Raw genomic sequence first — 13,668 nt, forward strand, 5'->3', positions numbered from 1 at the left:
TCTGGCGAACCCGCCCCACCGGATGTTTGATGAGCGCTTCCCCTCGTATCGCCTTCCTGGCCAGCTCCACCGAAGCGGCGCAGCTTGCGCTGGCACAGATGCGGGCGCGTTATGGCGACTTCGCGCCCGAGCAGGCCGAGGTGCTGTGCCCGCTGGGCGGTGATGGCTTCCTGCTGCAGACCCTGCATCGCTATGGCGCGCTGGGCAAACCGGTGTTCGGCATGAAGCTGGGCACGGTCGGGTTCCTGATGAACCAGTTCCGTGATGACGACCTGCCGGCACGCTTGGCTGCGGCCGAGCCGGCCAACCTGCGCCCGCTGGAGATGCTGGCGCTGACCGAGTCCGGCACCACCACCGGCTCGCTGGCCTACAACGACGTCTCGCTGCTGCGCCAGACCCGCCAGGCCGCGCACATCGGCATCGACCTCAATGGCCAGGAACGCGTGGCCGAGCTGATCGGCGACGGCGTGCTGGTGGCCACCCCGGCCGGCAGCACCGCCTACAACTATTCCGCGCACGGCCCGATCCTGCCGCTGGGCTCGCACACCATCGCACTGACCCCACTGGCCCCGTACCGCCCACGCCGCTGGCGCGGTGCGATCCTCAAGGCCGACACGGAAGTGCGGTTCCGCGTGCTCGACCCGTACAAGCGCCCGGTCAGCGTCACCGCCGATTCGCACGAAACCCGCGATGTGGTGGAAGTCACCATCCGCGAATCGCGCGAGCGCCGCGTCACCATGCTGTTCGACCCGGAGCACAATCTGGAAGACCGGATCCTGAGCGAGCAGTTCATGTTCTGAGGGCGCTTGGCCGTGGCGGCCATGCTCTGTGGGAGAATGGATGGCCGGCCGCTGCGGCCGCATTGGATTGCTGATTGCCATGGGCGACAACACCCCCCGTTTGCTGACCGTTGCCGTGACCTCGCGGGCCCTGTTCGATCTGGAAGAGGGCCATGCGCTGTTCGAGGCCGAAGGCGTCGATGCCTATGCCGAGTATCAGCGCAAGCACGAAGACGACGTGCTGCGCCCCGGCGTGGCCTTCCCGGTGGTGCGCAAGCTTCTGGCGCTCAACCAGGGCCAGTCGCCGGAACAGCCGCGGGTGGAAGTGATCCTGCTCTCGCGCAACTCGGCCGACACCGGCCTGCGCATCTTCAATTCGATCCAGCACTACGACCTGGGCATCATCCGCGCGACCTTCACCGCAGGTGAGCCGACCTGGCCGTACGTGAAGCCGTTCGGCACCGATCTGTTCCTGTCGGCCAACCCGGAATCGGTGCGCCGCGCATTGCTGCACGGGATCGCCGCGGCCACCATCCTGCCCAAGCCGCCGGGCGAGACGATTGCCGCGGCCGAGCAGGTCGATCTGGGCCGTCCGCTGGGCCAGCTGCGCATCGCCTTCGATGGCGATGCGGTGATCTTCGGCGATGAAAGCGAGCGCATTTCGCGCGAGCAGGGCGTGGAAGCGTTCGGTCGCCACGAGCGGGAAAACGCCCGCGAGCCGCTCAGTGGTGGCCCGTTCCGCAATTTCCTCTCGGCCCTGCATACGCTGCAGGCCGTGTTTCCCTCGGGCGAGGATGCCCCGATCCGCACCGCCCTGGTGACGGCGCGCTCGGCGCCGGCGCACGAGCGCGTGATCCGCACCCTGCGCGAGTGGGGCGTGCGTCTGGACGAAGCGCTGTTCCTTGGCGGCCGCCACAAGGGGCCGTTCCTGGAAGCGTTCGGCGCGGACATCTTCTTCGATGATTCCCAGCACAACATCGACAGCGCGCTGCAGCACCAGAGCGTGGCGGCTGGGCATGTGCCGCATGGCGTCGCCAACGGCGGTTGATGCAGCGCCCGGATGCACGTGGGGCCCAGGTATCCGCCAACGATGGCGCCGATGTACCCACCAACGGTGGGTACCTACCGGATCGGCAGGACCGACGGCGCGGTGGTGTCCGGATTCAGCGGCAGGCGGATGTCCACCAGCCGCCAGCGCAGGCCCGAACGCTGCAGGATGAACACCACCGGTGCGCCCTGCGGCGTGTAGGTGGTGGCGGTAAAGCGCGACAGCGAGTCGAAATGGTGGGTCGCCCCCTTCAGCGGGCGCGCCGGCCGTGGCGCCGCGTAGGCATCGTTGCTCGGACTGTCCAGGTCATTGCTGGCCCGCTTCCACAGGGTATGGCCCTCCAGCAGCGCGCCGATGCCGGTCGGCGTCACCAGCGCATCCACGGCGGTCGCGCTGAGCCGATCGCCGGCCGAGAGCAGCAACGCGCCAAACAGGCTGGACTGCATGTCCGGACCGGCGCGACGGACCACGTAGTCGCTGAGCTGGGCGCGCAGGTTGGCGCGCAGCATCGGGAAATCCACGTAACGGTCGAGCCTGGCGGTATCACGCTGTTCGATCGCGCGGCTGAGGCCGTGCACGGTCACGTAGGGCCCGCTGAACACAATGCCGGCCAGCACCAGCAGCACGGTGACCAGCAACCAGAGCAGTTTCTTCATCGGGTCTGCCTTGTCGTCATGGTGCCCAGCTTGCCGCAGCGGACGTCAGCACACGTGAAGCTCAGAATTCCAGGTCCAGCGCCGCGCACAGGTAGTCCACAAATGGCGCCAGCGTGACCAGGTCGGCCGCGATGGTCTGGCGCAGCCGCGGGCCGGTCATCGTGGCATCGTCCAGCGAACGCCAGAACACCCAGTTGCGGTGCTTGAGATCATCGATGAACTCGAAATCCGGCTCGAAACCCCGCGGGGCACGGACCAGCTTCTCGCTTTCCTCGAAATCGAACTTTTTACGCAGCACCGGGGAATGCGCGGCCGCCTTCCAGCTGCCGGGATTGTCGACGATGAAGTGGCGCACCTTGCGCTGGGTGGCCGGCTCGGGATGCCACAGCCCCGCGCCGACGAAGCTCTCGCCTGGCTGCAGGTGGATGTAGAACGACGGGGCCGGCACCTGCTTGCGCCGCTCATGGAACAGGCGCGCGCCCTGCCAGCTCTTGTAGGGCGATTTATCGTTGGAGAAGCGCGCATCGCGGTAGATGCGGAACAACGACCCACCCACGGTGCGCGGGTCGGCGCGGAAGTGCTCGCTGACCGCGGCCAGGTCCGGCTGCAGATCGGTGATCAGGCCCAGGAACGGCTGGCGGACATGTTCTTCGTACTTCGGCTTGTGTTCGTTGAACCAGGTCTTGTCGTTGTTGCGGGCCAGGCCACGCAGGAACGTGAACGTGGCCGGGCTGAAATACGTGCTCATAGGCTGCTCTGCAGGTGGGTGCCCCAGTCGCGCAGCTGCTGCAGCAGGGCGAGCTTGCCGGCATCGTCGGCATGCTCTGCGGCCAGTGCATCCAGCTGCGCGGTGAACTGCGGCAGGGTCTGTTCGCCCAGCGACGCATCGCCGAGCAGGCGCTGGCGACGATAATCGTTCCAGCGTGAGCGCTCGGTGGTGTCCAGGGTGTCCAGATGGTTGCGGGCGCGGTACCGGAACAGCAGTTCGGGCATGCGCGGGTCACGCAGGCGCTCGGCGAAGCTGGCCAGCTCGGCCGGCGGGCTGGTGCGGATCCGCGACATCAGGGATTTGTCGCCGTCGGCCAGGAAGCCGTCGTACAGCGAGGCATCGACATCGCTGGGCGCCAGGCTGCGCTCGCCCGAATACACCTGGCGGACCTTCTCGGCCAGCGCCGGTCCGATCTGGCGCAGCCGCTCGGCTTTGGCCTCGATCGCGGCCGGGTCGATCCCCAGGCGTGCATGGTCGGCCGGGCGCAGATGGTTCCATGCGACCAGCGCCGGCACCTTGTTGAGGTGCACTTCCTTGAGCGGCACGCGCTGCTCGCCCTCGGCCATGTCGGCCGCGCGGGTGTACAGGCGCGCGGCGATGGTTTCCGGCGGCAGCTCGAGCAACGGTTCGATATCACCGTCCAGGTCGAGCGCGATGATGCGGTTGTTGATGAAGGGATGGCGCGCCAGTGGCAGCACCGGCGCGGCGCACATGCGCTGGGCCGGATAGCGCATCGAGATGTGCAGCACCGGCTGCATCGCGTCCACATCCAGCAGGCCGCCGACGAAACGCTTGTCGCGCAGCTTCAGCGCGTAGTCCCACAGCCGCGGCTGCGCCTGCTTGAACAGCTTCGCCAGCCCGATCGTCGCGTACACATCGGACAATGCTTCGTGCGCATCGCCCTGGCGGACGTTGTTGGCCACGGCCAGATGTTCCAGCTTGAAGGAGGTCGCGCCATCCTCGCGTTGCGGCCAGGCAATGCCGTCCGGGCGCAGCGCGTGCAGCAGCCGCATCATGTCCAGCAGGTCCCAGCGCGAGTTGCCGTTGCGCCATTCGCGCTCGTAGGGGTCGTAGAAGTTGCGGAACAGACCGTGGCGGACGAACTCATCGTCGAAGCGCAGGGTGTTGTAGCCCAGCGTGCAGGTCCCCGGCCGCGACATCAGGTCGTTGATGCGCGCGAACGCCTCGGCCTCGGTGACGCCGGCGCTGAGGGCATGCTGCGGGGTGATGCCGGTGATCAGCGTGGCGACCGGCGAGGGCAACAGGTCGTCGGCCGGTTTGACGTAGAAGCTGACCGGCTCGTCGATGATGTTCAGATCAGCATCGGTGCGGATGCCGGCGAACTGCGCGATGCGCGTGCGGCGCGGGTCCTGGCCGAAGGTTTCCAGGTCATAGAACAGGAAGCTGTCGGCCATCAGTGCGCGCCCTCCAGGACTGGCAGTTGTTCGTGGACCAGGCGCTCCAGGGCGGCCCAGTCGATATGTGCCAGGCTGTCGTGCCCGGCGGTGGCATCCTCCAGCATGCGCCGCTGCAGCTCGGTGCGGGCCAGCGCTACGGCATACGGGGTGCGCAGGAAGGTGACCATCGTGTAATGCGGCACGAAGCGGGTCGGCCATCGCGCCTGCAGCGCCTGTTCCAGTTCGCGCTGCAGCAGGAACTGCGGATCGGCCACGCGGTCGCGCATTTCCAGATAATTCTCCAGCGCCATCTGCTGGATCGCCTCGGCGTTCGGCTTGCGGTCGGTTTCGAAGGCCGCGAACGCCTCGGCCAGCGAGTCCTGCTCGAGCAGGTGCGCGGCCAGTGCGATGCAGTCTTCGAAGGCGCAGTTCATGCCCTGGCCGTGGAACGGGACCATCGCGTGCGCGGCATCGCCGATTAGCACCGCGCGGCCCTTCATGTGCCAATGCTTGAGGTGCAGCGTGCCGAGCAGGCCCGGCGGGTGCTGCTCCCAATCGCGGCGCAGGTTCGGGATCAGCGCCAGTGCATCGGGGAAGTCGCGCGCGAACAGCGCCTCGGCCTCGGCGCCGCTGTTGGTGGTGGCAAAGCTCGGGTCGCCCTCGTTGGGCAGGAACAGCGTGACCGTGAACGTGCCTTCGTCGTTGGGCAGCGCAATGCACATGTAGTGCCCGCGCGGCCAGATGTGCAGCGCATTGGCCTCGATCCGGAAACCACCGTCAGCCGTCGGCGGGATCTCCAGTTCCTTGTAGGAGTGATCCAGAAAGGCGATGCGTTCGTCCAGCGGCTGCTTGCGGTTCATCGCCGCGCGCAGCGCCGAGCCGGCACCGTCGGCGCCGATCAGGGTATCGAAGCGGATATCGTGTGGCTGGTCGTCGCGGTCATCGATGAAGCGCGCGTAGCCGGCATCGAAATCCACGGTGTGCAGGCGGCGGTGGAAATGCACGGTGGCGCCCGCATCCTCGGCCAGCTGCAGCAGCGTGGTATTGAGGTCCTTGCGGTGGATCGACCAGATCACTTCGCTGTCATCGCGACCGTAGCGCTGCAGCTGCGGCTCGCCCTCGCGCGGGTGGATCATGCGCCCGCGCATCATCACCGCCTTGGCCATGACCGCGTCTTCGACACCGGCCTGGCGCAGCGCATGGCGGCCACGCTCGGCGAGCGCCAGGTTGATCGAGCGACCGGACTCGTAATCGCTCACGCGCGGATCGCCGCGGCGCTCATACAAGGTGATCTGCCAGCCCTGGCGGGACAGCAGGATGGCAAGCAGCGAACCGGCCAGACCTGCGCCGATGATGCTCAGCGAGCGGGAGGGGGTAGCGATCAAGTCAATGTCCGTGGGGGCGGGGAGGGCGGCTTAGAGGCCAGCCCAGGCTTCCACTTCCTCGACGAAGTGGTGCAGGTCGAGGTAGCGGTTGTAGAGCGGGGTCGGCGAAATGCGGATCACATCGGGCTCGCGCCAGTCGCCGAGCACGCCCACGGTCTGCAGGTACTCGAACAGGCTGCGGCCGCGCTCGCGGCCACCGGCCACGCGCAGCGAGAGCTGGCAGCCGCGGCGTTCCGGTTCGGACGGGGTCAGCACCTCGAGCACGCCGGACAGGCGCGCGCGCACCAGCGCATCCAGCATGCCGGTCAGGCGCAACGATTTGACCCGCAGCGCGTCGATGCCGCCGGCCTTGTCGACCAGGTCCAGCGCGGCGCGCAGCGGGGCCAGGCCGAGCACCGGCGGGTTGCTGAGCTGCCAGCCTTCGGCGCCGACGGCGGGCACGAACTGTGGAGCCATCTTGAAGCGCGTGGCTTCTTCATGGCCCCACCAGCCCGCGAAACGCGGCAGGGTGGCGTCGCGGTGGTGGCGCTCATGCACGAAGCAACCGGCGACGGCGCCCGGGCCCGCGTTGAGATACTTGTAATGGCACCACACAGCGAAATCCGGTGCGATGTCGTGCAGCTGCAGCGGCACGTTGCCGATCGAGTGGGCCAGATCGAAGCCGACCCGGGCGCCCTGCAGGCGCGCCATGCGGGTGATGGCCTCCAGATCGAAGACCTGGCCACTGCGGTACTGCACGCCGGGCCACAGCACCAGCGCCAGGCGTGGGCCGTGTTCGGTGATGGCGCGCTCGATCGCCTGCAGCGAAATGGTGCCGTTCGGCTCATCGGGCTGCACTTCGATCAGATCGGTCTCCGGGCTGAAGCCATGGAAGCGGAGCTGCGATTCCACTGCGTGCCGATCGGTCGGGAAGGCGCCGGCCTCCATCAGGATGGCGGGGCGTTCGGCCGTGGGCCGGTAGAAGCTGACCATCATCAGGTGCAGGTTGACGCTGAGGGTGTTCATCGCCACGACTTCGCTGGGCAGGGCGCCCACGACGCGGGCAAGCTGTTCGCTCACCAGGCGGTGGTAGTGCAGCCACTGGGTGTCGCCGGTGAAGTGGCCTTCGACGGCCAGCGAGGCCCATTTGTCCATGACTTCCTGGACGGCCGCACGTGCCCCGCGCGGCTGCAGGCCCAGCGAGTTGCCGACGAAGTAGGTCTGGTCGCGGTGGTTGTGCTGGGGAAAGACGAATTCGTTGCGCAGGCTGCGCAGCGGATCGGCGGCGTCCAGGGCAACGGCATGGGTGCGGCTGAGGATCTCGGACATGGTGCAACCGGCGGTGTCAGTGAGCCGACAGTTTATCCGGGTGGTGGGGGTGTGGGCTGAATCAGGCTTGCTGTGCTGCTTTGGCGTGGGCTGCCAGCTGCCTGCTGGCGCTCAAGCTGGAGGCCGGGGCCAAAGCCAAAGCCAAGCCAAAGCCAAAGCCAAAGCGTATGCAGTGACGTTCCAGTGGACGGGCCGATGTGGGTGGGTCTGCTGGAAGGGCCGAACTCCCTCCAGCAACACAGTTGCTACATGCACTCGCAGTCACCTCAACCGCCGGCTCTCAAGCTCTCAAGCTCTGACGCCTTGAAGCGAGCGAACCATCACCCCTCAACAGCCACCTTCTCAGGCAGCGGATCGACATGCCCGCACGCATCGCACGTACGCAGCTCCAGCGAAGAGTGATAGCGATCGAACACCTTCGGCAGATCCGTCTCGATGTTCTCCAGCGCGAAAAACTCCTCGTACAGCTTGTGATTGCATTGCTCGCAGAACCACATCAACCCATCGCGCTCATGCGCCAACCGCTTGCGCTCCACCACCAGGCCCACACCGCCCGGCGGGCGGCGCGGCGAATGCGGCACGCCGCCCGGCAACAGGAAAATCTCGCCCGCGCGGATCGGAATGTCACGCACCGCGCCATCCTCCTGCACCTTCAGCGTCATCTCGCCCTCGAGCTGATAGAACCACTCCGGGCCTTCGTCGTAATGGAAATCCGTGCGGCTGTTCGGGCCGCCGACCACCATCACGATGAAGTCGCCGTTCTCGATCATCTTGTTGCCGACCGGCGGCTTGAGCAGATGCCGGTGCTCTTCGATCCAGGCAAGCAGATTGATGGGGGAGGCAAGCATGGGCGCTGTCCGAAAGAGGAAGAATCAGTCGCGCCGACCGTGGCGCGGAACATAGGACAGGGCCTTTTCGTATGCGGCCTGCAGCTCTTCCGGTGCGCCCACGTCGATGCCCATCTCGCGCACCCGGCCGTCCTTCAGGCTGTACACCCAGCCGTGCACCATCAGCTTCTGGCCACGCGCCCAGGCGTCCTGCACGATCGTCGAGCGGCAGGCGTTGACCACCTGCTCGATCACGTTCAACTCGCACAGGCGCGCATGCTTCAGTTCGGGCTCTTCGATCGCATCCATGATCGCCGCATGCTTCTGCGCCACATCGCCCACGTGCCGCAGCCAGTTGTCGGCCAGGCCCACGCGCGTGTTGTTCAAGCTGGCGTGTACGCCACCGCAGCCGTAATGGCCCACGATCAGGATGTGCTTCACCTTCAGCTGATCCACGGCGTACTGGATCACGCTCAGGCAGTTCAGGTCGGTGTGCACCACCACGTTGGCCACGTTGCGGTGCACGAACACTTCGCCTGGCGCCATGCCGATGATCTGGTTGGCGGGCACGCGCGAATCGGAACAGCCGATCCACAGGTATTCCGGGTGCTGCTGCTTGGCCAGTTGATGGAAGAACTCCGGATCCTCTTTCTCGATCCGGTCCGCCCATTCGCGGTTGTTCTGCAGCAGCTTGTGGATGTCTTTCATCGTGCGGGGTCCCTGACGTCGGGTGGGGGCAAGGCGCGGCCAGGGTGGCCGCGTCGTCGCAGGAGTGGGGAGGGTCAGTCGGCGGCTGGGCCGCCCTCGCGGCGCCAGCGCATCCACTGCGCCAGCTCGCGTGATGCCGGGGCGTCCAGTGCCGACAGCGCGTCGATCACGCTGGTCTGGTTGGCCTCGGGATGGTTCTGGCTGAGCTTGAGTTTGATCTGCACCTGCGCCGGGCGGAAACGGAAGCCGACGATGCCGCCAAGCATGCGCTGTTGGCGCGGCTCGATCGGCAGCAGGTCCCAGTCGCCGCCGACGCCAGCCTCATAGTGCGCGCTGAGGCCGTCCAGCATCGCGATCAGTGCCTCATCATCGGTGACCGGTTCCAGTACGCCACGCAGTTCGGCGGCGGCGTAATTCCAGGTCGGCACGCGTGCCTGCGCGTCCTTGTCCGGATACCAGCCCGGCGACACATACGCATGCGGGCCGTGCACCAGCATCAACGCGGGGCCGGCATGGCCCGCCTGCGGGTTGGGCTTGGCCCAGTGCCCTTCGATCAGGATGCCGCCAGCATCACGCGTGTACACCACCGGCAGGCGCGTGGCCTGCGGGTAGCCGTCGGCGCCGTTGGTCACCAGGGTGACGAACGCATCGCGCGCCAGCAGCCGGTCCAGCCAGATCAGGTCGGTCTCGACGAAGGCGGACGGGATGAACATCGTCGGTTACGCGCGGGCGCCCAGGCTCTGGATCATGCGACCGTGCAGGGCATCGTCGCTGTCGGCCTGCGGCGGCTGCACTTCATGCAGCGAGAAGCCGCGCACCAGCGCGTCCTCTTCATCCAGGCCGTCGTAGGCGACGAACTCGGCGTCGAACAGCTGCGAGCGAGCCGTGTCTTCGCTGTCGTAGCTCAGCGTGTTGCCGTCGCTGTCCAGCACCTCGGCGGTACCGGCCGGGCGCACGCGCAGGCGCGCCCAGATCAGGGTGTTGCCCAGGCTGGCCAGGAACCACTCGTCGTGGTGGGAAGTAGCGTCGTTCATGTCAGTACCATCGAAAGCAGCCAGAGCAGGGCAGCCATGCCCAGTCCGGCAAGAAGGGTGAGCAGCGAGAGCCAGGCCGGCGTGGCCAGGCCGGTCAGCGAGCGGTCGCTGCTCTGCCGATAGTCGCGGCCGAGCAGCCAGCGCAGCGCGTCCGGGCGCAGGAAGGCACCCGCGCCGAAGCGATTGGCCAGCGCCGGGTGGCGGTCGCGGATGTGGACCAGGGTCAGCGGCCAGAAGATCACGAAGGCACTGAACCCGGCGATCGCCACGCCGACGAAACACAGCGCGAAGAACAGGGTCATGGTTCAGTGCCTCCGTAGGTCGATCAGAATTCGGCGCTGCCCGGTGCGCGCGGGTAGGGGATCGCGTCGCGGATGTTGCTCAGGCCGCAGACGTAGACCACCAGGCGCTCGAAGCCGAGGCCGAAGCCGGCGTGCGGCACCGAACCGTAGCGGCGGAAGTCGCGGTACCAGCCGTAGTGTGCCGGGTCCAGGCCGAACTGGGCCATGCGTGCATCGAGCACATCCAGGCGCTCTTCGCGCTGGCTGCCGCCGATGATCTCGCCGATGCCCGGGGCCAGCACATCCATGGCCGCAACGGTCTTGCCGTCGTCGTTCAGGCGCATGTAGAACGCCTTGATGTGCTCGGGGTAGTTGGTCACCACCACCGGGCGGCCGATATGTTCTTCGGTCAGCCAGCGCTCGTGCTCGGTCTGCAGGTCCAGGCCCCATTCGACCGGGAAGTCGAACTTCTTGCCCGAGTTCTGCAGCAGCTTCACCGCTTCGGTGTAGTCGATCTGCTCGAACGGAGCATTGATGAAGCCTTCCAGCTTGGTGATCGCGTTCTTGTCCACGCGCTCGGCCAGGAAGGCCAGGTCGTCGCCACGCTCATCGAGCACCGCGCGGAACAGGTACTTCAGGAACTGCTCGGCCAGGCGCGCATCTTCGGCCAGATCGGCGAAGGCGATTTCCGGCTCGATCATCCAGAACTCCGCCAGATGGCGGGTGGTGTTGGAGTTCTCGGCGCGGAAGGTCGGGCCGAACGTGTAGACCTTGCTCAGCGCCAGGCAGTACGCCTCGACGTTCAGCTGGCCGGACACGGTCAGGAAGGTTTCCTTGCCGAAGAAATCGCGGCTGAAATCCACCTCGCCCTTTTCGTTGCGCGGCAGGTTGGCCATGTCCAGCGTCGAGACCCGGAACATCTGGCCGGCGCCCTCGGCATCGGACGTGGTCACGATCGGGGTGCTGATCCAGTTGAAGCCGTTCTGGTGGAAGAACCGGTGCACGGCCTGGGCCAGGCAGTTGCGGATGCGGGTGACCGCACCGAACAGGTTCGTGCGCGGGCGCAGGTGCGCCACTTCGCGCAGGAACTCCGGGCTCATCGGCTTGGGCTGGATCGGGTAGGTCAGCGGGTCTTCGACCAGGCCGACGATCTCGATGTCGCTGGCCTGGATCTCGAAGGACTGGCCCTTGCCCTGGGATTTGACCAGGGTGCCGCGGGCGATCACCGAGCAGCCCGGGGTCAGGCTCTTGATGTCGTCGAAGTTGGCCAGGGTGTCATTGGCCACCACCTGGATGGGGGCGAAGCAGGAGCCATCGGTGACATTGACGAAGGCAAGCGCCGCAGAGCCGCGCACCGTGCGGACCCATCCGCGTACTGTTGCCTCGCCGCCTTCCGGGATCTTCCCGGCAAGCGCATGTTCAACGCTGACCACCGTCATGACTTGAATCCTCTGTTGATCGACTCGATCTCTGAACACGGAGTTTAACGGGTGCGGTGTTCGGCTTGCGAGGCATTTCTTGCGGTCCGGGGCGCATATAATGATCACGATCCGCTGGAGTTGCCTGTCATGGCCGTAAGCCTTACCCCTGTTGCCTTTGCCCGTGTGCAGAAGTTCGTCGAGCAGACGCCCGGCGCGCTGGGCCTGCGTTTCGGCGTGACCCGCACCGGTTGTTCCGGCTGGGGCCACATCACCGATCTGGCCCGCGATGAGCGCGAGGGCGACACCGTCTTCGAGCAGGATGGGGTCCGCATCTATGTGGATGCCACCAGCCTCGAGCTGGTGGACGGCACCGAAATCGACTTCGGCAAGCACGGGCTGAGCGAGACCTTCACGTTCAGGAACCCGAACGCCACCGCTGAATGCGGCTGCGGCGAGAGCTTCACGACCGAGGCCGACAAGGCCTGATCGCCCGTGCGCCGGGCCTGTTCAGCCCGCCCGGCTTGCCTTGTGACCCCTTCTGCTGCCACAATGCGCGGCTTCCTGCCTGATTCCGGGCAGGACCCTTGCCCCACCGCGTTCACCTGCGGGGGGCTGTCCGGCCCTCAAAGGGCCACATCCGAAAGGTAAAAACACATGAGTCGTCATTACGAAGTCGTGTTCCTGGTCCATCCGGACCAGAGCGAACAGGTCCCGGCCATGATCGAGCGCTACAAGGCGCTGGTCGAGAACGGCAACGGCACCATCCACCGTCTGGAAGATTGGGGCCGTCGTCAGCTGGCTTACCCGATCCAGAACCTGGTGAAGGCCCACTACGTCATGCTCAACATCGAGTGCGACCAGGCCGTGCTGAGCGAGCTGGTGGAAAGCTTCCGCTTCAACGACGCCGTGCTGCGCAACCTCGTCATCAAGCGTGACGAAGCTGACACCGAGCAGTCGCTGATCATGAAGAGCAAGGACGAGAAGGGTGACAAGCCCGAGCGTGGCGAGCGTCGTCGTCGTGATGACGAAGAAGGTGAAACCACCCCCGCCGCCGCTGACACCGATGCCGGCGAAGACGCCGCTTCGGCCGCTTAAGGAGCACTGACATGTCCAAGTTCTTCCGTCGTCGCAAGTTCTGCAAGTTCACGGCCGAAGGTGTGAAGGAGATCGATTACAAGGATCTCAACACCCTGCGCCAGTACCTCACCGAGAACGGCAAGATCGTGCCGAGCCGCGTGACCGGTACCAAGTCGAAGTACCAGCGCCAGCTGGCAACGGCCGTCAAGCGCGCCCGTTTCCTGGCCCTGATTCCGTACACCGACAACCACGACGTCTGATGAAGGCGGGCGGCCTGTTGGTCGCCGCTTTCGCAGATCCCGCCGCCCGCGCTGTGAAGCGTCGGGCGGTGTGAAGGATCTGCCGTTCGGATATTCGGACAGCCATCGCTGCGGGGCCTGGGCCTCGCTAACGAATACATATTTGGAGCTACACCATGAAGCTGATTCTTCTTCAGAAGGTCACCAACCTCGGCGGTCTGGGCGATCTGGTCGACGTCAAGCCGGGCTACGGCCGCAACTTCCTCGTCCCGACCGGCAAGGCCGTTCCGGCCACCGCGACCAACGTGGCCGAGTTCGAAGCCAAGCGCGCTGATTACGAAGCCAAGGCCCAGTCGATCCACGCTGATGCCGAAGCCCGCAAGGCGCAGCTGGAAGGCAAGAGCGTGACCATCGCTGCCAACGCTTCGACGGAAGGCAAGCTGTACGGTTCGGTCGGCCCGCGCGATATCGCCGAAGCCTTCACCGCTGCCGGCCTGCCGCTGGAAAAGAGCGAAGTGATCCTGGGCGAAGGCGCCTTCCGCAACGTGGGCGAGTACGAGGTGACTGTTCACCTGCACGCCGACGTGGAAACCACCGTCAAGGTGGTTGTGGAAGCCGAAAAGGCCTGATTCCTGCCGAAAGGCGGGCGTCACTGAAACGGGTACCCGCGAGGGTGCCCGTTTTTTGTTTGTGGCAACGGCAACCGCAACGGCTTGGCGCCGTGACGATAGAGGGGGGA

At 66.2% G+C, this 13,668-nt stretch carries 17 protein-coding genes; 6 read left to right on the forward strand and 11 right to left on the reverse strand.

Annotated features, from left to right (window positions below; genetic code table 11):
- Positions 1–29 precede the first annotated feature (29 nt).
- Both POS15_RS04495 and POS15_RS04500 read left to right on the forward strand, forming a co-directional pair.
- Positions 30–800, forward strand: coding sequence for an NAD kinase (locus POS15_RS04495; protein ID WP_046273326.1), 771 nt, complete (start codon positions 30–32; stop codon positions 798–800).
- A 79-nt stretch (positions 801–879) separates the two neighbouring features.
- Positions 880–1,827, forward strand: a complete 948-nt coding sequence (locus tag POS15_RS04500; protein WP_026069966.1) for a 5'-nucleotidase — start codon at positions 880–882, stop codon at positions 1,825–1,827.
- A gap of 74 nt (positions 1,828–1,901) precedes the next feature.
- Here the strand turns inward: POS15_RS04500 and POS15_RS04505 are convergent, their stop codons facing one another.
- The 11 genes from POS15_RS04505 to asnS form a co-directional block, all read right to left on the reverse strand.
- Positions 1,902–2,483, reverse strand: coding sequence for a DUF2939 domain-containing protein (locus tag POS15_RS04505; protein WP_019184360.1), 582 nt, complete (start codon positions 2,481–2,483; stop codon positions 1,902–1,904).
- 61 nt (positions 2,484–2,544) lie between these two features.
- On the reverse strand, positions 2,545–3,231 hold the full coding sequence (locus POS15_RS04510) for a DUF2461 domain-containing protein (RefSeq protein WP_284129064.1): 687 nt from the start codon (positions 3,229–3,231) through the stop codon (positions 2,545–2,547).
- Positions 3,228–4,667, reverse strand: coding sequence for an exodeoxyribonuclease I (gene sbcB / locus POS15_RS04515; protein WP_019184358.1), 1,440 nt, complete (start codon positions 4,665–4,667; stop codon positions 3,228–3,230). Before sbcB ends, POS15_RS04510 begins: the two co-directional genes overlap by 4 nt.
- Positions 4,667–6,034, reverse strand: coding sequence for an NAD(P)/FAD-dependent oxidoreductase (locus POS15_RS04520; RefSeq protein WP_019184357.1), 1,368 nt, complete (start codon positions 6,032–6,034; stop codon positions 4,667–4,669). The genes sbcB and POS15_RS04520 overlap by 1 nt, the downstream gene beginning before the upstream one ends.
- Positions 6,035–6,064: 30 nt before the next feature.
- A complete protein-coding gene (kynU, locus tag POS15_RS04525; protein WP_284129065.1) occupies positions 6,065–7,342 on the reverse strand; it encodes a kynureninase in 1,278 nt (425 codons plus the stop codon).
- Between the two features lie 320 nt (positions 7,343–7,662).
- Positions 7,663–8,190 carry a 3-hydroxyanthranilate 3,4-dioxygenase gene (locus tag POS15_RS04530; protein ID WP_046273329.1) on the reverse strand — a complete coding sequence of 176 codons (528 nt, stop codon included), beginning with the start codon at positions 8,188–8,190 and terminating at the stop codon, positions 7,663–7,665.
- Between the two features lie 24 nt (positions 8,191–8,214).
- Positions 8,215–8,877: a carbonate dehydratase gene (gene can / locus POS15_RS04535; RefSeq protein ID WP_019184354.1), complete on the reverse strand. Its 663-nt coding sequence runs from the start codon at positions 8,875–8,877 to the stop codon at positions 8,215–8,217.
- A 74-nt stretch (positions 8,878–8,951) separates the two neighbouring features.
- Positions 8,952–9,590, reverse strand: coding sequence for an FMN-binding negative transcriptional regulator (locus POS15_RS04540; protein ID WP_284129066.1), 639 nt, complete (start codon positions 9,588–9,590; stop codon positions 8,952–8,954).
- Between the two features lie 6 nt (positions 9,591–9,596).
- Positions 9,597–9,911, reverse strand: coding sequence for a hypothetical protein (locus POS15_RS04545; RefSeq protein ID WP_070425461.1), 315 nt, complete (start codon positions 9,909–9,911; stop codon positions 9,597–9,599).
- The gene (locus POS15_RS04550) at positions 9,908–10,213 is read right to left on the reverse strand and encodes a hypothetical protein (protein ID WP_019184351.1); all 306 of its coding nucleotides are present in this window, start codon (positions 10,211–10,213) and stop codon (positions 9,908–9,910) included. The genes POS15_RS04545 and POS15_RS04550 overlap by 4 nt, the downstream gene beginning before the upstream one ends.
- 23 nt (positions 10,214–10,236) lie before the next feature.
- Complete coding sequence (gene asnS, locus POS15_RS04555) at positions 10,237–11,631, reverse strand: asparagine--tRNA ligase (protein ID WP_019184350.1); 1,395 nt, start codon at positions 11,629–11,631, stop codon at positions 10,237–10,239.
- Positions 11,632–11,760: 129 nt separating this feature from the next.
- Here asnS and POS15_RS04560 point away from each other — a divergent pair, with 129 nt between their 5' ends.
- The 4 genes from POS15_RS04560 (at position 11,761) to rplI (ending at position 13,558) form a co-directional block, all read left to right on the forward strand.
- Positions 11,761–12,099, forward strand: a complete 339-nt coding sequence (locus POS15_RS04560; RefSeq protein ID WP_019184349.1) for an iron-sulfur cluster assembly accessory protein — start codon at positions 11,761–11,763, stop codon at positions 12,097–12,099.
- A gap of 168 nt (positions 12,100–12,267) precedes the next feature.
- Complete coding sequence (gene rpsF, locus POS15_RS04565) at positions 12,268–12,708, forward strand: 30S ribosomal protein S6 (RefSeq protein WP_019184348.1); 441 nt, start codon at positions 12,268–12,270, stop codon at positions 12,706–12,708.
- Positions 12,709–12,719: 11 nt separating this feature from the next.
- A complete protein-coding gene (rpsR, locus tag POS15_RS04570) occupies positions 12,720–12,950 on the forward strand; it encodes a 30S ribosomal protein S18 (RefSeq protein ID WP_002804494.1) in 231 nt (76 codons plus the stop codon).
- A gap of 155 nt (positions 12,951–13,105) precedes the next feature.
- Entirely contained in the window at positions 13,106–13,558 is a 453-nt protein-coding gene (rplI, locus tag POS15_RS04575) for a 50S ribosomal protein L9 (protein ID WP_019184347.1), read from the forward strand.
- Positions 13,559–13,668: the final 110 nt, after the last annotated feature.

It is taken from the genome of Stenotrophomonas sp. BIO128-Bstrain (genome assembly GCF_030128875.1).
GTDB classification, from domain to species: Bacteria; Pseudomonadota; Gammaproteobacteria; order Xanthomonadales; family Xanthomonadaceae; genus Stenotrophomonas; species Stenotrophomonas bentonitica_A.